The 21,054-nt window shown below is 35.2% G+C and carries 22 protein-coding genes; 17 read left to right on the top strand and 5 right to left on the bottom strand.

The genetic code is table 11. The annotated features are described in order from the left end of the window. The first annotated feature begins 59 nt into the window (after positions 1-59). The 14 genes from zapA (at position 60) to CDIMF43_RS13620 (ending at position 13,811) form a co-directional block, all read left to right on the top strand. Positions 60-341: a cell division protein ZapA gene (gene zapA / locus CDIMF43_RS10995; protein ID WP_074403365.1), complete on the top strand. Its 282-nt coding sequence runs from the start codon at positions 60-62 to the stop codon at positions 339-341. 38 nt (positions 342-379) lie between these two features. Beyond that, complete coding sequence (locus tag CDIMF43_RS10990; protein WP_074403364.1) at positions 380-925, top strand: CvpA family protein; 546 nt, start codon at positions 380-382, stop codon at positions 923-925. Positions 926-990: 65 nt separating this feature from the next. Beyond that, positions 991-3,357: an endonuclease MutS2 gene (locus tag CDIMF43_RS10985; RefSeq protein WP_109841982.1), complete on the top strand. Its 2,367-nt coding sequence runs from the start codon at positions 991-993 to the stop codon at positions 3,355-3,357. A gap of 90 nt (positions 3,358-3,447) precedes the next feature. Next, the gene (trxA, locus tag CDIMF43_RS10980) at positions 3,448-3,759 is read left to right on the top strand and encodes a thioredoxin (RefSeq protein ID WP_034568726.1); all 312 of its coding nucleotides are present in this window, start codon (positions 3,448-3,450) and stop codon (positions 3,757-3,759) included. A 130-nt stretch (positions 3,760-3,889) separates the two neighbouring features. Next, the gene (locus CDIMF43_RS10975) at positions 3,890-4,606 is read left to right on the top strand and encodes an alpha/beta fold hydrolase (RefSeq protein ID WP_074403362.1); all 717 of its coding nucleotides are present in this window, start codon (positions 3,890-3,892) and stop codon (positions 4,604-4,606) included. Positions 4,607-4,630: 24 nt separating this feature from the next. After that, positions 4,631-6,409, top strand: coding sequence for an excinuclease ABC subunit UvrC (gene uvrC / locus CDIMF43_RS10970; protein WP_074403361.1), 1,779 nt, complete (start codon positions 4,631-4,633; stop codon positions 6,407-6,409). 357 nt (positions 6,410-6,766) lie between these two features. Continuing rightward, positions 6,767-6,916: a teichoic acid D-Ala incorporation-associated protein DltX gene (locus tag CDIMF43_RS10965; protein ID WP_074403360.1), complete on the top strand. Its 150-nt coding sequence runs from the start codon at positions 6,767-6,769 to the stop codon at positions 6,914-6,916. 45 nt (positions 6,917-6,961) lie between these two features. Then, a complete protein-coding gene (gene dltA / locus CDIMF43_RS10960; RefSeq protein WP_109841981.1) occupies positions 6,962-8,488 on the top strand; it encodes a D-alanine--poly(phosphoribitol) ligase subunit DltA in 1,527 nt (508 codons plus the stop codon). Further along, on the top strand, positions 8,485-9,669 hold the full coding sequence (gene dltB / locus CDIMF43_RS10955) for a D-alanyl-lipoteichoic acid biosynthesis protein DltB (protein ID WP_074403358.1): 1,185 nt from the start codon (positions 8,485-8,487) through the stop codon (positions 9,667-9,669). The genes dltA and dltB overlap by 4 nt, the downstream gene beginning before the upstream one ends. Before the next feature lie 22 nt (positions 9,670-9,691). Beyond that, the gene (dltC, locus tag CDIMF43_RS10950; RefSeq protein ID WP_074403357.1) at positions 9,692-9,928 is read left to right on the top strand and encodes a D-alanine--poly(phosphoribitol) ligase subunit DltC; all 237 of its coding nucleotides are present in this window, start codon (positions 9,692-9,694) and stop codon (positions 9,926-9,928) included. Beyond that, a complete protein-coding gene (dltD, locus tag CDIMF43_RS10945; RefSeq protein ID WP_074403356.1) occupies positions 9,928-11,190 on the top strand; it encodes a D-alanyl-lipoteichoic acid biosynthesis protein DltD in 1,263 nt (420 codons plus the stop codon). The genes dltC and dltD overlap by 1 nt, the downstream gene beginning before the upstream one ends. Positions 11,191-11,337: 147 nt before the next feature. Continuing rightward, positions 11,338-12,243 (top strand): ABC transporter ATP-binding protein, encoded by a 906-nt coding sequence (locus CDIMF43_RS10940; RefSeq protein WP_109841980.1) that lies wholly within the window; start codon positions 11,338-11,340, stop codon positions 12,241-12,243. After that, positions 12,230-13,498 (top strand): ABC transporter permease, encoded by a 1,269-nt coding sequence (locus tag CDIMF43_RS10935; protein ID WP_074403354.1) that lies wholly within the window; start codon positions 12,230-12,232, stop codon positions 13,496-13,498. The genes CDIMF43_RS10940 and CDIMF43_RS10935 overlap by 14 nt, the downstream gene beginning before the upstream one ends. Positions 13,499-13,670: 172 nt before the next feature. Then, positions 13,671-13,811 carry a hypothetical protein gene (locus CDIMF43_RS13620; protein ID WP_162532937.1) on the top strand — a complete coding sequence of 47 codons (141 nt, stop codon included), beginning with the start codon at positions 13,671-13,673 and terminating at the stop codon, positions 13,809-13,811. 162 nt (positions 13,812-13,973) lie between these two features. Here CDIMF43_RS13620 and CDIMF43_RS10930 read toward each other — a convergent pair whose 3' ends face one another. From CDIMF43_RS10930 to CDIMF43_RS10910, 5 genes are all read right to left on the bottom strand, one after another. After that, positions 13,974-14,714 (bottom strand): LytR/AlgR family response regulator transcription factor, encoded by a 741-nt coding sequence (locus tag CDIMF43_RS10930; protein WP_074403352.1) that lies wholly within the window; start codon positions 14,712-14,714, stop codon positions 13,974-13,976. After that, entirely contained in the window at positions 14,707-16,029 is a 1,323-nt protein-coding gene (locus CDIMF43_RS10925; RefSeq protein ID WP_074403351.1) for a sensor histidine kinase, read from the bottom strand. Before CDIMF43_RS10925 ends, CDIMF43_RS10930 begins: the two co-directional genes overlap by 8 nt. Positions 16,030-16,099: 70 nt before the next feature. Continuing rightward, a complete protein-coding gene (locus CDIMF43_RS10920) occupies positions 16,100-16,243 on the bottom strand; it encodes an AgrD family cyclic lactone autoinducer peptide (RefSeq protein WP_109841979.1) in 144 nt (47 codons plus the stop codon). Next, positions 16,227-16,817 (bottom strand): accessory gene regulator B family protein, encoded by a 591-nt coding sequence (locus CDIMF43_RS10915; protein ID WP_074403350.1) that lies wholly within the window; start codon positions 16,815-16,817, stop codon positions 16,227-16,229. Before CDIMF43_RS10915 ends, CDIMF43_RS10920 begins: the two co-directional genes overlap by 17 nt. Positions 16,818-17,024: 207 nt before the next feature. Beyond that, positions 17,025-17,981, bottom strand: a complete 957-nt coding sequence (locus CDIMF43_RS10910) for a YslB family protein (RefSeq protein WP_074403349.1) — start codon at positions 17,979-17,981, stop codon at positions 17,025-17,027. 201 nt (positions 17,982-18,182) lie between these two features. Between CDIMF43_RS10910 and racE the strand changes: the two genes are divergently transcribed. Genes racE through CDIMF43_RS10895 form a run of 3 tightly spaced genes read left to right on the top strand, consistent with a single transcriptional unit; the run spans position 18,183 to position 20,906 of the window. Further along, positions 18,183-18,995 carry a glutamate racemase gene (gene racE, locus CDIMF43_RS10905; RefSeq protein WP_074403348.1) on the top strand — a complete coding sequence of 271 codons (813 nt, stop codon included), beginning with the start codon at positions 18,183-18,185 and terminating at the stop codon, positions 18,993-18,995. 27 nt (positions 18,996-19,022) lie between these two features. Beyond that, positions 19,023-20,375: a ribonuclease PH gene (gene rph / locus CDIMF43_RS10900; protein WP_109841978.1), complete on the top strand. Its 1,353-nt coding sequence runs from the start codon at positions 19,023-19,025 to the stop codon at positions 20,373-20,375. Between the two features lie 18 nt (positions 20,376-20,393). Beyond that, the gene (locus tag CDIMF43_RS10895) at positions 20,394-20,906 is read left to right on the top strand and encodes a metallophosphoesterase (protein WP_074403346.1); all 513 of its coding nucleotides are present in this window, start codon (positions 20,394-20,396) and stop codon (positions 20,904-20,906) included. Positions 20,907-21,054: the final 148 nt, after the last annotated feature.

Here is a 21,054-nt window from a genome sequence, read left to right as displayed (position 1 = left end):
TGCAACTTTGTTCAATTTCATGGTAAAATAAGGGAAATGTAACATTAGGAGGGCTTTCTTTGTCAGGTGGAAAAAAACGTTATAAGGCAACCATTGCGGGGAAATCCTATACCATTGTTGGTTCAAGACCAACTGAGCATCTTCAACTGGTAGCAGAAACCGTTGATGAGCAAATCAATCAGATTAAAAGCTTAACAGATAATCTTGAACTAGATAAAATGGCGGTTTTAACAGCAGTCAATGCCGTTTCTGATCAATTAGAAATGCAAATCGAAATGGAAAAAATGCGTCAAAAAATAACTGAGTTAGAAACTAAATTAGCAAAATTTGAAGAGGGATAATCAGATCCCCTAACTTTCAGGTAGAAAAGGATGAGAGAATGCTTTCTTTAGGAATCATCATTGTTTTAGTGATAAATTTTTATGGTGGCGCAAGAAGGGGTCTTGTCTTACAAATTGTCATGACAGGAGGCTATTTGCTCTCTTATATTGTGGCAAGACTTTATTATTTAAAATTAGGAGCTCATTTAGAACTTTTTATTCCCTATCCGTCGGCAACCGAAAACAGCCAATTCGCTTTTTTCGATCATGCCCTAGGTTTGGAACTAGATAAAGCTTTTTATAATGCAGTTGCTTTTATGTTGATTTTATTTATCGGTTGGTTGGTTACAAGATTTATTGGCCGATTATTAAATTCGTTAACGTTTTTCCCAATCATCAAACAAGCCAACTATTTAGGTGGCGGAATTTTAAGCGTACTTGTGGCTTATATTGCTATTTTTTTGATTTTATATGTATTAGCCATGATTCCAATGGATACCATCCAAGAAATGTTAAAAAATAGTAGTTTAGCGCAGTTTATTGTCAAGCATACGCCGATACTGTCCAATCAAATTTACAATTGGTGGATCGGTACAATCGGTTAATGAGTCGCTCTTCTTTTTTGAAGGGCGTTTTCTTTTAAGGAAATGAAGTGAAGGAAGGGTTGGATATGAATAAAAAAATTAGTTACACACTTGAATTTGATAAAATCAAACAGGCACTTGTTCGTTACACTTCTTCTGAGTTAGGAAGAGAGCAAGCGGAAGGAATAGCTCCTTCAACCTCCATCGAGGAAGTTGAAAAATGGCAGGAAGAAACGGAGGATGGCGCAAAAATCTTGCGTTTACGTGGTGGAATGCCGATTCCCAAACTGCAAAACATTCGCCCTCATTTGAAACGTTTAGAAATCGGAGCCATGCTAAATGGCCTTGAGATTGCTCAAATCGGTAAAATTTTAAAAACGACGTCAGAAGTAACACGCTTCTTTGACGACTTAAAAGATGCTGAAATCGAGTTGCATCAATTATATGAACTAGTAGCAAAACTTGTCACACTGCCAACATTAAGCCAATTAATACGTGAAACAGTGGATGAAGACGGTCGCGTTTTAGATGACGCAAGTCAAGCGTTAAAAGGCATTCGCAACGGAATGAAGCGAGCAGAGAGCAACATTCGTGAAAAATTAGATGGCATGGTACGTGGCAAAAGTGCTCAGTATTTAAGTGATGCGATTGTGACTATGCGAAATGATCGTTACGTGATTCCAGTCAAACAAGAATACCGAGGTCATTTCGGTGGGGTTGTCCACGATCAAAGTTCAACAGGTCAAACTTTATTTATCGAACCACAAAGTGTCGTTGACTTAAACAATCGCTTAAGACAACTACAAATAGAAGAGCGTCAAGAAATTGACCGTATTTTAGCTGAAATTTCAAATGAAATCGAACCATTTGGCAATGAAATTTTAAACAATACCTATTTATTAGGAAAATTAGATTTCATCGGTGCAAAAGCTAGTTATGCAAAAGCCATTAAAGGAACGAGACCTTTGATTAGCGAAACAAATGACATCAAATTTCACCAAGCAAGACATCCTTTATTGGATGAAAAAATAGCAGTAGCAAATGACATTACTATTGGTGGTGATTACCAAGCTGTTGTGATTACGGGACCAAATACGGGTGGGAAAACCATTACATTAAAAACACTTGGTTTGTTGCAATTAATGGGACAATCGGGCTTACAATTGCCAGTAGCAGAAGAAAGTCAGATGGGAATCTTCAATGAGATTTTTGCCGATATTGGCGACGAACAATCGATTGAACAAAGCTTAAGTACCTTCTCTTCTCACATGACTAATATTGTGTCTATTTTAGATCAAATTGATGAAAAAAGCTTAATCTTATTTGATGAATTAGGAGCTGGAACCGATCCTCAAGAAGGAGCGGCTTTAGCGATTGCCATTTTAGATAAAGTAGGGGAAATTGGCAGTTTTGTGATGGCAACAACCCACTATCCTGAATTAAAAGCCTATGGCTATAATCGGCCTAAAACCATCAATGCAAGTATGGAATTTGATGTTGAATCGTTGAGCCCAACGTATCGTTTACTAATTGGCGTACCTGGACGTAGTAATGCTTTCGAGATTTCGAAACGATTAGGATTAGATGAAACCGTGATTCAAGCAGCGAGCAGCTTGATTGATGGGGAAAGTCAAAACCTAAATGAAATGATTGCAGATTTAGAGAATCGTCGTAAAATGACGGAAACAGAGTATCTTGAAGTGCGTCATTACGTCGAGGAAGCTGAGCAATTGCATTTAGACTTGCAAACAGCCATTACTCAATTTTACGAAGAACGAGAAGTTTTAATGAAGAAAGCTCGTGAAAAAGCCAATCAAGTAGTTGAAACAGCAGAAGAAGAAGCTAGCCAAATTGTTAAAGATTTACGCAAAATGCAGTTAACAGGTCAATTTGAAGGTGGCATTAAAGAACATGAACTAATTGACGCTAAAACAAGATTATCTAAACTACATCACGAAGAAGCACTAGCTAAAAATAAAGTCTTGAAAAAAGCGAAAGAACAAAAGACTTTCAAAAAAGGCGATGAAGTGATGGTTCATTCTTATGGCCAACGAGGCATTTTAATGGAAAAAGTAGACAACAATCAATGGCTAGTTCAAATTGGTATTTTAAAAATGAAAATTAAAGAATCAGATCTAAGCCGTGTCCAAGCTGAAAAGGAAACAGCACGCAAAATGGTAGCAACTGTCCGCTCAGAAAGCAACAGCCACGTTTCAACGCAATTGGATTTACGAGGCGAGCGTTACGAATCAGCTTTAAAAGAGTTGGACCAGTATTTAGACGCTGCATTATTAGCAGGTTATCCACAAGTCACTATCGTTCACGGGAAAGGAACTGGGGCTCTTAGACAAGGGGTAACCCAAGCGCTAAAAAATCATCGTTCCATTAAAAAGTTTGAAACAGCTCCCGCCAATCAAGGTGGAAATGGCGCTACGATTGTCGAATTTAAGTAGCGAGCATTATTTTAGAAAAAAAGAAAAAAATTTGTTATAATAAGTTTAGAAATCAAACTTACAATTTATAAGTAACAGGAGGAAATAACTATGGTATTAGCAGTTACAGATCAAACATTTGAAAATGAAACAAAAGAAGGGTTAGTAATCACTGATTTTTGGGCAACGTGGTGCGGACCTTGTCGGATGCAATCCCCTGTATTAGATCTTTTAGAAGAAGAAAAAGGCGAACAAGTAAAAATCGTAAAAATGGATGTGGATCAAAATCCAGAAGTACCCGCTTCATTTGGTATTATGAGCATCCCAACATTACTTGTTAAAAAAGATGGCGAAGTGGTTGAAAAATTAGTGGGCTATCACGCAAAAGAACAACTAGAAGAAATCATTAAAAAATACGCTTAAGTTACAATCAGATTGCATTGCCTAATTTACTAGGCAATGCCTCTTTTTTTGTCAATTGCAACTTCGATTAAAATGGATTAAACTAGATAACAAGTAAACACATTTCAATTATTAAAAGGGAGGCCAAGGCATGAAAGCCGTTTATATTCCAGTTGATAACACCGAGATTTATTGTAGAATTTCAGGTGAAGGAAAACCTCTTATTTTACTACATGGCAATGGAGAAGACAGTAGTATCTTCGAAGACCAAATAGAAGCATTTAGTCAGAAATATCAAGTGATTGCCATTGATACAAGAGGACATGGACGTTCAGAGCATGGCCAATATCCGCTTAGCTTTACACGATTAGCGTTAGATGTTGTGGAAGTAATGGATTATTTTAATGTTCGTAAGGCGGCAATTGTTGGGTTTAGTGATGGTGGCAATATCGCGTTATATGTAGCCTTAAAATATCCTGAATATGTTCAATCGTTAATTATCGTAGGGGCAAACTTAGAAACAGATGGCATGAAAAAACTTCCTGTTTTGCAAGTGAAGTTAGCTTATAAAATGACCAAACTGTTAGGACAGGTGAGTCGCTATTTTAATCAACGCAAACAAATCATTGATTTAATGTTGAAACAACTCCAACTAACACCAGAACAATTACAAACGATTCAAGCACCTGTGTTAGTTGTGGCGGGAGATCATGATATGATTGAAGAAGCGCACACCGAATTGATCGCTGCGTCCTTACCTAACAGTCAATTAAAAATTATTCCAGATGCAGATCATTTTCTAATTATGAAAAAACCAGATCTATTTAATCGGTTAGTATGTTCATTTTTAGAAGAAGTGTATCCCTAAATAAAAGGAGGTTTTACTCATCCAATGAATGAACATATCGAGCATAAATTAGCTCTTTTGCCAGACCAACCTGGCTGTTACCTAATGAAGGATAAAAACGGCACCATTATTTATGTTGGAAAGGCAAAAGTATTGAAAAACCGTGTTCGTTCTTATTTTAGAGGAAGTCACGACACAAAAACAGAACGTTTAGTCAGCGAAATTGTTGATTTTGAATATATCGTAACGGGCTCCAATATTGAAGCGTTGTTATTAGAAATAAATTTGATTAAAAAAAATGATCCTAAATACAATATCATGTTAAAAGATGATAAGACTTATCCTTTCATTAAAATTACCAATGAAAAATACCCGCGTTTATTGATTACGAGAAAAGTATTAAAGGATAAGGCGATTTATTTTGGACCGTATCCAGATGTTAAAGCAGCCAATGAAACCAAGAAATTATTAGATAAACTTTACCCACTAAGAAAATGTAAAATGTTGCCAAATCGCGTGTGCCTCTATTATCATCTAGGACAATGTTTGGGTTGTTGTGTGAAAGACATTCCCAAAGAAACCTACACTGAGATGGTAGAAGAAATCAAACGATTCTTAAACGGCGGCTACGAAGATGTAAAAAATGAGTTGACAGAAAAAATGGAAACAGCAAGCTTAAACATGGAATTTGAAAAAGCCGCTGAATTTCGAGATCAAATCAATTCAATTGAAACCACCTTGATTCGTCAAAAAATGACAAGTGCCGATTTTATCGACCGCGATGTGTTCGGATATGCAGTCGATAAAGGCTGGATGTGTGTCCAAGTCTTTTTTGTTCGTCAAGGAAAATTAATTGAACGAGATGTTTCTTTGTTTCCTTTCTATAACGAAGAAGAAGCTGATTTTCTAACCTTTATCGGTCAGTTTTATCAAAAAAATCAACACTTTATACCAAAAGAAATTTTGATTCCTAAAAATATTGATCGTGAAAGTGTAGCAGCACTAGTAGATGCTAAAATACTTCAACCACAAAAAGGCCAAAAAAAGGAATTAGTCGTACTAGCCAACAAAAATGCCAGCGTATCCCTTCAAGAAAAATTCTCACTGATTGAGAAAAAAGAAGAGCGGACATTAGGGGCAGTTAAAAATTTAGGGGACGCAATGAATATTCCGGCTCCAATTCGCATCGAAGCTTTTGACAATTCGAATATTATGGGAGTGGATCCCGTTTCAGCAATGGTCGTGTTTATTGACGGGAAACCTGCTAAGAATGAGTACCGAAAATACAAAATTAAAACCGTTGTGGGACCAGATGATTATGCGTCAATGCGAGAAGTCATTTATCGACGCTATTCACGTGTTTTAAAGGACGAGCTACCATTGCCTGATTTAGTCTTGATAGATGGCGGAAAAGGGCAGGTAGACGCTGCTAAGGAAGTATTAGAGAACCAGTTAGGCTTAGAAATTCCAATCGCAGGATTAGCTAAAGATAACAAGCATCGAACGAGTGAACTGTTATTTGGTCCAAAACTAGGTGTCATTCCATTAAAACGAAACAGTCAAGAATTCTTCTTACTGCAACGAATTCAAGATGAAGTCCATCGTTTCGCGATTACCTTCCACCGTCAATTGCGAAATAAAAACAGTTTTGCCTCTAAATTAGATGGCATCGATGGCTTAGGTCCAACCCGTAAAAAGAATTTATTGAAATCCTTTAAGTCTGTCAAAAATATCCAAGAAGCCTCAATAGAAGAGTTAAAAGCTGTTGGACTTCCTAAAAATGTAGCTGAAAATGTAATGAAGCATTTCAGTGCACTAGAATAACCGATTAAACCAAAGAAGAAATTTCAAAAATTTCTTTCTTTGGTTTTTTTTGAAATAAAAGATAAAACACGTTATAATAGGAAACGTTGACTATTTAGGACAATCGACGGAGCAGAAATTCATTCTAAAGGCGGATGTTAGAAGGAGGAATGTTCGATAAACTAAAAATTGTAGAAATAACTAACAAAATTGTAATTTATCAGTCAATTCTAACGAAGTGACAAAAGTGTTAGGTGTTTTAACAAATCTTACATATATTTGTATGTTTTTTTATAGCAATAAATGATAGAATTATGACAATGTGTAATCTGACTGTAATATTCAGTAAAGATGAAACAAGGCAAGGAGGTATTTCAAATGAAAGAAGCCATTCAAAAATTAAAAGAAAATGATATTGTGGTATTTTGTGCAAAGACCGTATTTTATTTAGCGATTTTATTAATTTTGGTTTACTTATACGATTACACAAATACAGACAGTGGCAATTTTATTTATAATGAATTTTAACTAGAAAGGAGCGAGTTGCATAGTTTAAATATGTAACGCAATCAAATGACAGAAACGATTATAGAACGACTAAAAAAAATTTCAGAACAATATCCAGATGCAATTTGCTATGATGCTGGAACAAAACAGTATTCCTTTGAGTTATTGATGGAACAATCAGATAAAGTTGCAAGTTATTTAAACCAACAAACAGCATTGACAAAAAAAGCGCCAATTCTTGTTTTTGGCGGGTTGCAGTTTGAGATGTTAGTGACGTTTTTAGGATGTATGAAAGCCGGACATGCTTATATTCCAGTTGATGGACATACTCCCTCAGAGCGTTTGGAACAAATTATTTCGATTGCAAAGCCAGCAATGGTGATTTCAATCGAAGATTTACCGATTGCACTTGAAGCAAAGCAATTGAAAATAGACAGGACAACATTGTGGAATGTGCTAGATGCTGAAAAAGTGTTACCTTTACCGATATCAGAAGCTGTTCAAGGAGATGAAAATGTCTACATTATTTTTACATCTGGAACAACAGGCGTCCCCAAAGGCGTTCAAATCAGCCATGATAACCTCATTAGTTTTAGTGAGTGGATGGCCAATGACTTCCCACTTGGCAAGAACAAGCGCTTTTTAGCGCAAGCACCATTTTCATTTGACTTATCCGTAATGGATTTATACCCATCGTTGTTATCTGGTGGTACATTAGTTCCTTTAACAAAAGAAGTGACAACAAATTTCAAGCTTTTGTTTGAAAAATTGCCGACTCTAGACTTAAATGTATGGGTATCAACGCCTTCATTTATGGATATTTGTCTAATGGAACCCCATTTTGATGCAGAGCATTATCCATCGTTAGAAACCTTCCTATTTTGTGGCGAAGAGTTAACGAACCGAACAGCAACGTTATTAAATGACCGTTTTCCAAAGGCAGCAGTTTTTAACACCTATGGTCCGACCGAAGCAACGGTTGCGATTACAGAAGTTTTGATTACGCCAGAGGTTACAACAGAATACCCACGTTTGCCAATTGGTCGCGTGAAGTCGGACACAGAAGTAATCTTAGTGGATGAAGAGTTAAATCAAGTAGTAAGTGGCATGCCTGGAGAAATGGTGATTACAGGACCAAGCGTCTCTAAAGGTTACCTTAATAATCCTGAAAAAACAGCGGAAACTTTCTATCAAATTGACGGCGTGCAAGCGTATCGAACAGGCGATATTGGAAAATATGAAGGCGATCAATTATTCTATCAAGGACGAATTGATTTTCAAGTGAAACTTCATGGCTACCGAATTGAATTGGAAGATATTGATCATAATATCGAACAAGTGTCTTACGTAAAAGCAGCAACCGTTGTTCCAAAAATAAAAGATCACAAAGTTCAAAGTTTAGTGGCTTTTGTTGTGGCGAAAGAGCATGATTTTGAAAAAAACTATCAATTGACTAATGCAATCAAAAAAGAGTTGCAGCCGTTGATTATGGACTATATGATGCCTCAAAAATGGAATTACGTTGAGCAGTTGCCGCTAACCCAAAATGGCAAAGTGGATCGAAAAGGATTAATGAATGAGGTGAATTCATGAGTTTACCCTATGAAGCACCCAAATATTTTGTACTATTGACGGTTTTATTTTTACCCATTATTATTGGGTTGTTAAATGGCAAGCGATTTTTGATTTATCAAAATCTCGTAACACTAGGCTTGCTGTACGTGACGTTTGGTGGTAGCAACTGGAAGCAAGGTATTTCAATTATTGTATATGTTATTTGGCAAGTCCTTCTAGTTTACCTTTACCATCGTTATCGAATGCAGAAAAACGAAACGAATGTCTTTGTAGGTGCAGTAATTTTAGCCATTGCTCCATTAGCAATCGTAAAAATTTTCCCATTTGTTACTGGACACACCTCGATTATTGGCTTTTTAGGGATTTCATATTTAACCTTTAAGGCCGTTCAAATGGTCATGGAAATTCGAGACGGCATCATTAAGGAATACAATCCATTGATGTTCCTCCAGTTCCTGTTATTTTTCCCAACGATTTCTTCCGGTCCAATTGATCGTTACCGTCGTTTTGAAAAGGATTTTGTGACACCTCCTGATAAGGAAAAATATGCAACGCTTCTTGGAAAAGGCATTATGATGATTTTCATAGGCTGTTTGTATAAGTTTATTATTGCTCACTATATTGGGCAATTTGCAGTTCCCTTTACAGAACAGATGGCTTTGCATACAAAAGGCTTTTCAATGAGCTTATTGTTGTATATGTATAGTTACAGTTTTTATTTGTTTTTCGATTTTGCAGGGTACAGCTTATTCGCAGTTGGAACCAGCTATTTATTAGGAATTGAAACACCGATTAACTTTAACAAGCCGTTTATCAGCCAAAATTTAAAAGATTTTTGGAATAGATGGCATATGTCGTTATCTTTCTGGTTTAGAGATTATGTCTTTATGAGAATGGTCTTTATGCTAATGAAGAAAAAAGTCTTTAAGAGTCGCGTAACGGTCTCTAATGTGGGCTACTTAACCTTATTCTTATTAATGGGTGTGTGGCACGGTTTAACGTGGTACTACATTGCGTATGGATTGTTTCACGGCGTGGCAATGTGTATCAATGAGGCGTGGCTTCGTTTTAAAAAGAAACACAAAAAACAACTGCCAAGTAATTTTGCAACGAAAGGGTTAGCCATTTTTATTACGTTTAACGTTGTCTGCTTTAGCTTCCTGATATTCTCAGGGATTTTTGATAAAATGATTCACTAAAAATTGAAAAGAGGGTTTTATTATGAATACAAAAGAAGAAGTCTTAGATTTACTAGAAGAATTAACTGGAACAGATGAAGTAAAAGAAAATTTAGAGATGAACTTATTTGATGAAGGGGTTTTAGATTCATTAGGAACTGTACAATTATTGATTGAAGTAGAAGCAAGATTTGGTGTTTCGGTACCTGTTTCTGAATTTGACCGCGCAGAGTGGGCAACGCCTAACTTAATTAGTCAAAAAATTGAGTCTTTAATGTAATGAAACGCAAGTTGATTATGGCAGTAGGCCCATTAGTAGTAGCAGTGGTCATGTTACTAGGAGTCTTATTTGCGCCATTTAATGTTTTACCTGTTGGAAAGAAACAAGTAGCCGATTCTGCTACAGCCATTAGCACCAATATTATGAAGGGAGAAAAGGTGTATCAAACAGCAATGAATGAGCCTCAGATGGTCCCTTTCTTTGGGTCTTCTGAATTGTCACGCTTTGATCCGTTTCATCCTTCTGTGTTAGCTGAAAAATACCAAAGAAACTACACTCCGTATCTGATTGGAAATGCCGGTTCTCAATCATTAACGCATTTCTTAGCCATGGAGGGAATGGGAGAAAGCTTAAAAAATAAAAAAGCAGTCTTTATTATTTCCCCACAATGGTTTGTCAAAAAAGGCGCGCCAGGAATGATGTTTGATTCACATTTTTCACCGCTACAAACATTTGAATTCATTAAAGCCAATGACAAAGATACACCAGAACGTCGCTATGCAGCGTCACGTTTATTGACGTACAAATCTGTTAAATCGGACGTTAAAATGGTGTCAGCCTTACGTTCGGTTGAAAAAGGAGAAGCATTAACTCGAAAAGAACGTATTTACATTAAAATGAAATTGCGTATTTTAGAGCGAGAAGATGACTTGTTTGGCGCCTTTATTACAAATAAAAACAAACAAAAGGTTGAAAAATCAGTTAAACGTCTTCCTAATGCCTATAATTTTGAAAAGCTAGATACGTTAGCCTACCAAATTGGTGAAAAAGGAAGCAATAATAACCCTTTTGAGATTAAAAACGGCTTCTACCAAACAAGAATTCAACCGATTCAAGGGGATTTAAAAAATTCACAAACTCATTTTGACTATGAGTGCTCTCCTGAATATTCAGATTTTCAATTAGTATTAGCCAAAATGAAAGAAAACAATATGGACGTTCGTTTTGTAGTGACCCCAGTCAATCATAAGTGGATGGAATTTACAGGATTATCGCCTGAAATGATGGCACAATTTTCTAAAAAAATTAATCATCAACTAAAAAGTCAAGGTTTTAAAGTCGTTGATTTTTCACAAGATGGCTCTGAAAGTTACTTTATGCAAGATACGATTCATATTGGCTGGCGTGGTTGGTTAGCGCTGGATAAAGAATTAAAACCATTTTTGGAATCAAAAACCAAAGAACCAAGTTCAATCAAATTAAATCCGTATTTTTTATCAAAAGAATGGCAAGATAAAAAAGCCATTGATATTAAAAAGTAAAATAAGTGACGAGAATTCGTCACTTTTACTTTTTTTAATCAAAAACATTCGTTCTTAAACAATTTTATCTAATTTTTATAAAATGTGATAAACTTATATCTATAATTAAAAAAGTACTTAAAAAATAAATAAAATGGAGGAGTAGACATGTTAGAAGTAAGAAATTTAAAAAAGACATTTGGTTCCTTAACAGCAGTCAACAGGTTGTCCTTTACTATTAAAGATGGCGAAATTCTAGGTATGATTGGACAAAATGGAGCAGGAAAAACAACAACATTTCGTTTAATTCTGCAATTTTTAACGGCAGATAGTGGCGAAGTTTTATGGAATGGAGAGCCATTAAAAAAAGTGGATTACGACATGATTGGTTATTTACCAGAAGAAAGAGGACTATACCCTAATATTTCAATCGAAGAGCAAATTTATTATTTTGCACGATTAAGAGGAAAGACAAAAAAAGAAATCAAACCTCAGGTGGATTATTGGATGGAAAAATTCCAAGTGAAGGGTAAGAAAACAGATAAAGTCAAATCTCTTTCAAAAGGAAATCAACAAAAAGTTCAATTAATTTGCACGTTGATTCATAAACCAAAGCTTGTGATTCTAGATGAACCGTTTAGTGGATTAGATCCAGTCAATGCAGATTTATTGCAACAAGGAATTATTGAATTAAAAGAGCAAGGCAGCTGTGTGATTTTTTCTAGTCATCAAATGGAAAATGTTGCTGAAATTTGTGACACGCTAGTGATGTTACGCAATGGTGAGATGGTGTTGCATGGCAAAGTAAATGAAATTAGAGAAACATTTGGTCGAACAAAACTATTTTTAGAAAGCAATTTGACAAAGGGTGAATTGGAAAATCTTCCTGGCGTACAACAAGTTACTCACACTGCAGAAGGTGTAGCGATACTTCAGTTAAGTGAGGCTCATTACGGCAAAGAAATTTTTGAGATTGTAACTAAAAATGGCTACATCCCGACCTTCAGTCAGCAAGCACCAACATTAGAAGAAATTTTCAAGTTGAAAGCAGGTGACAATGATGAAAGTAACTAAATTTTGGATTATTGTATGGGAAGTATATAAAAAAAATGTACGATCAATGGCTTTTATTTTAATGGTACTTTCTCCAATCCTAATCGCAGCAGCAGCAGGAGGCATTGCTTACTTTGTTAGTCAAACAGCTACTGTTCCAGAAATTGCGATTATTTCTAAAAATCAACAAGTTATTGAAGCGTTAAGTTCCTCAAAAGGAGAGTACACACTTAATAAAAAAATTACTACTGAAAAAGCAGCTAAAGAAGCCTTGAAAAAAGAAGATTTAGCAGGCTATTTAATCATTGAAGAAAAAAATGATACGATAACAGGAAACTACATTCAAAGTACTACGAGTGATGCCGTTGATACCACACTCATCACGCAATTATTAACAGCGATTCAAACCAATCAAGTAGCAAGTAAATTAGGCTTGAGTCAAAAAGATGTAGCAGCGTTGGTAACTCCCGCAGATGTTAAAACCACTACCTTAAAGTTTGAAAATGGTAAAGAAGAAACGAATCAAGCAACAGATGCTATGATTAAACGCTGGAGTGCTTATATTGTCGCGTTTGCTATCTATATGTTTACCTTGTACTATTCAAGTATTATTGCTCAAGAAATTGCTTCAGAAAAAGGCACGCGAATTATGGAAATTATTTTATCAAGCGTCTCTGCAACTCAGCACTTTTTTGGGAAATTAGTCGGAATTCTACTTGTTTGTTTGACACAAATTTTAAGTTACGCCCTTATCGGTACGATTGTGTATCAAATTGGAAAATCTTTTGATTTTATGCAAGAAGCCTTAAAAGGAATCGATTTATTTGCTCTCTTAAAAGGCTTGATTGGCAATTCAATTGTTTTCTTTATTTTTGGAATTATGATTTACTCGATCTTAGCAGCGTTGTTAGGATCCCTTGTTTCAAAAGTAGAAGATGTTGGAAAAGCCATTACCCCGTTAACGTTACTGACATTGGTTGGATTCTTTGGGGGAATGTATGGTTTTGCGACTCCCAATGAACCCTTAGTGAAAATAGGGTCCTATGTTCCATTTTTCACACCCTTTATGATGCCATTTAGAATTGCGAGTGATACTGTGAACAGCACAGGCGTCTGGGCGTCCATTATAATAATGGCTGTTTTTACCATGATATGTACGTATGTATCCTTGACCATGTACCGTTCAAATGTACTGATTTATTCAGACACAAGCCTAATGAAATCACTAAAACGTTCATGGGTCATTATGCGAAATGAAAAAACAAAACAATCTTAATAGAAAAAGTTCTGCTGTATAGCAGGGCTTTTTTTATTGGGGAAATAAGGAGTGTATTTAGATGGAATTGAGATTATGATAGTGTTATAAAATAAATTGTTAAACGCATTAAAAAATGTGAAACAATCAAAATTGGGCCTTTAATACAAAAGCTATTGTTGCGTATCAGGGAATGCGTGGCGATTATGATAACGTTCAAAAAACCTACTGGGAAAACGGTGTGACAAAAGATATTAAGTATCAAACGAACTATCAACAGCCTGAATTTAAACATTTAGTGTTGCCAATCTGGATTAATAGCTACACATTCTGAGGTAAAATCTATCGTTATTTTGTAAATGGTCAAAATGGGAAAGTTGTCGGATCCGCTCCAAAAAGTCCATTAAAAATCACGTTGTTCATTAGTGCCATTCTTATTCTTATTATCTTAATTTAAAAAAAAGGAGGACCAAAGAATTTCTTTAGTCTTCCTTTTTTAAGCTTTCTTCATCATTTTTTTGAGTTCAGTCAAGGCTCGGTAAGAGACTTCACATTTTTGACCATTAATCATATACACAAAACGATTTTTAACATCGACTTCTTTAACATTTGTCAAATTGATTAAATACGACTGATGACAACGGAAAAAGTTATGCTTTAACAATTCAGTCTCTACGTCTTTAAGAGAACCGTAAAACTCAGCTTGTTTAGTCAATGAATGCATTTTGATTTTATGGACTTTAGAAGAAACTTCGAAAAATAAAATATTGCTGTATTTCTCAGTAATAATACGCGTGCCATCCTTAATGCTAAATAGCGACTGTTCATTATTTTTTGGGTTACGAGAAAGGATGGTTGTTAAACATTCAAGCAAGCGTTGCTCTAAGTTGTCGGTATCTTGCTTGACGATATAATCCAACGCTTCAATTTTATATTTAAAGGTATGTTGAAATTTTTCTGTGTCAGACGTAATAAAAATAATAAAACCACGAGGGTCTAATTCACGAATTTTTTGAGCGAGTTCGATGCCATCCATAACATTACTGCCTAAATCAATATCTAAGAAATAGACACCAGGTTCTTTAGATGAATTGACGATATTCAATAATGTCGTAGGATTACTGGTTGTTAATTTTATTGTGAAATTTAACTTATTTTCTTCAATCACATTAGCCGCATGAGCGGTAATTTGTTTGGCAATCGCTGGATTATCTTCACAAATAAAAAGTTCAGTCATAAGTTGATTCCTCCATAATATTTAATTGCTGAATAAAATAATGATTTTCAATTGAAGTATCTAAATGAATCACATCAGACTTATCCATCATTTCTGATAAATTCCAAAGTCCTAAACCGCGATCAGAACCTTTTGTTGAAAACCCATGCTCAAATAGTTGATAAATAGGAACAAGCAAATCTTCAACCTGATTTTCGATTGTAATCAAGATACGGTCTTCGTATGTGATGAAAGAAAGACGGATTTTGCCATTTTCAATCGATTCTGTTGCTTCAATTGCGTTGTCTAATAAAATCCCAATAGCTGTACATAAATCTAAAATATCCATATTAATTCGTGTCACAGGGGTAGGGACTTCGCAACTGATATCCATGCCTTTTTCTTGGGCAAGCAATAATTTTGTTGCAACTAAGCCTTTTAGTTCAGGTATTTCAATCCGATAAAGATCTGCTAGTTTAATTAAATTTGTCGTAATGGATTGACTAATAGGAACAATATGTTCTGTAAAATAGCGTTCTAAGCCCGCCATATCTTTCGTTTCGATATACCCCACCATACCGGTATACATGTTTAAATAATCATGCCGAAACTTACGATATTCTTGGTAGTTTTCTTCTAGTTTATTGCTATAAATTCGAAGCTGATCCAACTCTAATTTTCTCTTTTGAACTTCTGTTTCACGGGTTAATGATTTAAATAAAATTGTAAAAGTAAACATGATTATAACACCAAACGCTAAAAATAAAGCATTTGTTACTTGTAAAATAGTATGATCATTTTCATAATATTTTTCTAAAGAGCTAGTGGTAAAAAAGAATGCAACAATTAGTGCTAGTAAGGTTAAAAGAGTTCCTAAATAAACTTTCTTCGAAAATAGAATTGTTGTTTTTTTAGCCAAACTAAGAACTTTAATGATAAAAAATGAAGATACATAAATAATTGCATAATTAATAATAAAGAACAAAATAGTAGTACTAATTTGAGTGGAATTATAATTTCCAGTAGGTTTTCCTATTAAGACCATCATAAATCCAGATGCATATTGTGCAGTCGCAAATAAAATAATGGTAGAAAATAGGGTTAAAACACTGGTTACAAAATTTCTTGTGAGCCAATAGGTAAACAAAGCTGTAAAAATAAATAAAAAAGGAAATGTAATAATATTTCCGACTGTCACCGCCAATAAGCTTTCAAGTGCACTGCATAAAATATAAGCTATAGTTAGCGTTTTTAAACTTATATTTTTGGATAAAAATTGATAAATTAAATAGAAAAGTCCAATATTTTCAGTAAAAGCGAAAAGAATTTCTTTCATATTTATACTCCAATCATAAAAAAATATTATAGAGCCATTTTAACAGAAATGGCTCTATAATAATATGGTGTTATGCTTTTTCTCTCATTGCTTTAACTTTAGGTGAAACAGGTTCATATACTGCAAACATACAATTACGAGTACTGCCACTTGCACCTAATTTTAAGAAATAAGATTTAAAAAATCCTAATGAAAAGTTAACTAAAGAGTTCATAATTATTGTACCTCCTTTTTAAAAGTTTATAAGTTACAGGTAGAATAGAGATAGCTTGAAAAATTCCACCTAGTAAAATCAAGGTTTGAATCATTGGATTCGAAGAGATGAATACCAGTGATAGTAATAATAAACATGAAATTGTGGCTTTTATTTTTAATTTTTTTCGATGGTCAGCGCCACAAATAGGATTGTTTTCAGTATCCGCTGGTGCAAATAAAAAGATACTAATTAAAATAAATAATGAAGTTAGAACTAAAAACGGCGTAGGTAATTGGATTCCTTTAGCAAAAAAAGGAAGGATATTAAATAGAATGACACTAATAATTGTACAAGATAGGCTTGAAGTGGCATGGAGGCCAAAAGAATAGTGTCTTAAAAATAAATACGAAAGATGAACAATTAAAGTAGGAAAAAATTGTTTAGTAATTAAAGCAATGGAATAGATAATACCTAATTTAGATAGATTGATAATAAATATCTCAAAACCATATTTAATGTATTCATAGTTTTCTTCTGTTTCTTTGATGCCAACTTTACTTAAAACTTTATCACAAAAGATAGAAGTGTTCATAAAAATTCCTCCTTAACTATGAATATACCACGATTCTTTTTTTAAAAGAACAAACAAAGTCGCAAACGTCGTCAATTTCATCATATTCGTTTTTGTGTTTGTTATTTAAAAAAAATTATTAATTTTTACGCGCATTTTTTTAAATATTTTCCTCATTAATAAAAAATGCCTGAATTATAGCTAAAATAACTCAGACATTCGTGGGTTTTATTTTTTAGTTTTCTTTTGATGTCTAGAAGAGCGAGAAGGCAAGGTATCAAAGATCGTTTCTTCTTCTACTTCTGATGAAGTCTGCTCATTCACATCAGTAAATTCTTGAGAGAGCTTGTCGAAAGCAGATAAGGCTTCTTCCGCACTCATTTGATGAAATTTATCCACATCTTCTTGAGAAACAACGGAAGCTGATGGAGGAAGGATTTCTTCTTCTTCAACTGCTAGTACTTCCTCAAATTCTACAGGAATTTCATCTGTGATTGCCGTTTCTGGCAACTCTAATTGAACGTCATTAATAGGTTCAACTTCAGGAACGAGTTCTTCAGCAAACAAGTCACCGTCAATCTCTTCATCAAAAGTTTCCTTCAATTCAATTTCTTCTGTCAAAGACTCTATTGCTTCATCTGGTAAGGCATCAACAGAGTCAATCTCCAACATCGATAACTCTTCAGGTTCTTCATTTTCTTCAGTTATAACGAATGTTTCAAGAGGTTTTTCAATTGAAACAGTGTCTTTTGCATCCCATTGTAAAGTAATGATCACTTCTTTTGTTTTAACGGAAACTTCTGAAACAGCTTCAGCATAAAGGGTTTCTTGTAATTGAATTTGTTCTGCTAAAAAACCTGTTTCTAAGCTGAAGCTTGGTTTGGTATGCTCAATTCGAGTTTTCACGATGTCACCAGTTAACGTATAAATTCGTTGATGTTTTTTTTCTTTGGTTAAGGTTAAGGTTCCAAAACCAGCTTTTTTGAAAAATAAACCAATCGCTGAAAAGTCTTCTAAAGGATATTGTCTTGCCAGTTCTTTTCCTGCCCAGTATAAAATATCTTCAGTGTCTTTTCCTAAAAGATTTGGCAATAAACCATCGCGTATCAGTTCATAACCAAATAGAGAAACCGAGCCGTTTAAATTTTCTAAATCCAATGATGTTGTTTGTTCTTCATTTTTCATTCGCGTCACCTCATTATAGTCTTCTGATTCATTATAACGTGAAATGTGTTTGAAGCCCATCTTTTTTCACTTTACTTAATAAAAATGAAAGAAATCTTCAAGTTTCCATTAAAAGATCTGGCTATCTCTTGAATTTTCGTTGAAAAAAAGCGAAAATAGAAAGTATCAACGATACTAAATGTAAAATGAGGTTTTTGAACTATGACAAAACAAGCGATTGGCTTTATTGATTCAGGTGTTGGCGGGTTGACGGTTGTCAAAGAAGCCATGCGTCAATTGCCGAATGAATCTATTTATTATGTTGGAGATACGGCTCGTTGCCCCTATGGTCCTAGACCGGAAGAACAAGTCCGCCAATTTACTTGGGAAATGACTCATTTTCTACTAGATAAGGATATAAAAATGCTTGTCATTGCCTGTAATACAGCAACTGCAGCAGCTTTAGAGGACATCAAGAAAAAACTAGCAATCCCTGTTATTGGAGTGATTTTGCCTGGCAGTCGTGCAGCTATTAAAGCAACAAAAAATAATCATATTGGCGTGATTGGAACGGCAGGAACCGTCAAGAGCGATATGTATAAAAAAATGATTCAGTCAAAGGACAAAAAGGCTGCTGTCGATAGCTTAGCGTGTCCTAAATTTGTTCCAATTGTTGAAAGCAATGAGTACAATAGCGCCATTGCTAAAAAAGTCGTAGCTGAAACATTGAGACCTATGCAAAAAAAAGGTGTAGATACTTTAATTTTAGGGTGTACTCATTACCCTTTATTACGTCCAATTATCCAAAATGTAATGGGAAATACGGTTACCTTAATTGATTCAGGAGCGGAAACAGTAAGTGAAGTAAGTACGATTTTAGATTATTTCGATTTAGCAGTAGATAGTAAGAATAAAGAACAAACAGAGCGGTGTTTTTATACAACCGGCTCTACCCAAATGTTTCAAGAAATTGCTTCTGGCTGGTTAGGTCTTGAGGAAATGGCAGTGGAGCAAATCAAATTAGGGATTAATTAAGATATAAAAAGAATAGAGGCCATAAACATGCGAGTAGATGGAAGAAGTTTTGACGAAAGTCGTAAAGTAACAATTGAGACCAATTATTTAAAACACCCAGAAGGTTCAGTTTTAATTTCTGTTGGAGATACAAAAGTGATTTGTAATGCTTCATTAGAATCCCGCGTTCCCCCTTTTATGCGAGGCGAAGGACGTGGATGGGTAACGGCTGAATACAGCATGCTTCCACGAGCGACCAATACTCGAAACATTCGTGAAGCAGCAAAAGGGAAATTAACAGGACGTACCATGGAAATTCAACGACTAATCGGACGTGCATTGCGTTCAGTGATTGATTTAGATTTACTAGGTGAACGCTCAATTGTAGTGGATTGCGACGTTATCCAAGCAGATGGCGGGACAAGAACAGCCAGTATCACTGGCGCATTTGTAGCCTTAAGTATAGCTGTCAACAAATTATTGGAAAACGGCGAACTAACCACCAACCCAATCAAAGAAAATATTGCGGCAATTAGCGTCGGTATTTTAACCGATGGGCAGGCGGTGTTAGATTTAAACTATCTTGAAGACAGCGCTGCAGCTGTAGACATGAATTTAGTGATGACGGCTGGTGGAAAATTTGTTGAAATTCAAGGAACAGGTGAAGAGGCAACTTTTTCAACAGATGAATTGACTTCGATGCTTGCTTTAGGTGATTTAGGAATTAAAGAATTGATTCGTCTTCAAAATGAAGCAATCGAAAGCTGTTCAGTTGAAACGATTGTGTACCCATCTTCTCCCAAAAATCAATTAGTGATTGCAACCCGCAATCCAGGAAAAGCCAAAGAATTTGACGCCTTATTTGCTAAAAAAGGTTGGTCAATTAAAACCTTACTAGATTTCCCTGAAATTCCAGATGTAGAAGAAACAGGAACGACTTTTACAGAAAATGCACTACTGAAAGCTGAGACGATTGCACAGACCTTGAACATGGTAGTGCTAGCAGATGACTCTGGATTGAAAGTAGATGCTTTAGGCGGACAACCTGGCGTCTATTCAGCTCGATTTGCTGGCGAGGCAAAGAGTGACGCGGCGAATAACGCTAAATTACTTCATGAACTAACAGATGTTCCCGAAGCAGAACGAACTGCTCAATTTCATTGTACTTTAGCATTAGCAATGCCTGACCGTGAAAGCTTGGTTGTAAGTGGTGAAGTAGAGGGAACGATTTTGACTATCCCTCGTGGTGATAATGGGTTTGGTTACGATCCTTTATTCTTCGTGCCTACCCTTGCTAAAACAATGGCAGAACTAACAGGCGAAGAAAAAAATAAAATCAGTCATCGAAGTCAAGCTTTGGTACAGTTAGAAAAAGTCTGGGACGATTGGATTAATCAATAAAATTAGAGGAGTGGTTCTATGTTGATTTTAGTTGTTAGTGATAATCATGGAGATCGTGATGTATTAGTAGATTTGGTTGAAACGTATCAAGGAAAAGTAGATGGAATGTTTCACTGCGGGGATTCTGAATTAGAAGCAACGGATACTATTTGGAAAAATTTTTATGTAGTACGTGGCAACTGTGATTACGATGATGCTTTTCCAACAACGGTTGAAACAGAGGTTAAAGGTGAGAAAATTTTTATGACTCACGGCCATTTACATGAAGTGAAATTCACAATGAACACGTTACTGTTAGCTGCTAAAGAAGCAAAAGCTCAATTTGCTTTCTTCGGCCATACCCATGAATTAGGTGTAGAAGTAGTGGATGATGTGTTGTTGCTTAATCCAGGAAGCATTCGTTTACCAAGAGGGAAATACCCAATTAAAACATATGCCATGATTGAAACAACTCCAGAAAAAATAACAGTAAATTACTATGATGAAACACATAAAGTAGTTTCAGAATTAGCAAGAGAGTTTAAAAGATAATAGCAAAAAGCGGAGAAGAGATTCTCTGCTTTTTTTGTTTTAAAATAACTAAATAAGTGTAAAAATTTCCCTTTCAGATAGAATCCGCTATAATAAAAAGGGTTGGATTCCAGCAACGTTAAAGTAAGAGGTGAAGTTTAAAAGAACG

Origin of the sequence: Carnobacterium divergens, from assembly GCF_900258435.1 — a bacterium.
GTDB lineage: Bacteria > Bacillota > Bacilli > Lactobacillales > Carnobacteriaceae > Carnobacterium > Carnobacterium divergens_A.
Note: the sequence above shows the minus strand (reverse complement) of the source record. Positions and strands in the feature narration are given on the sequence as shown.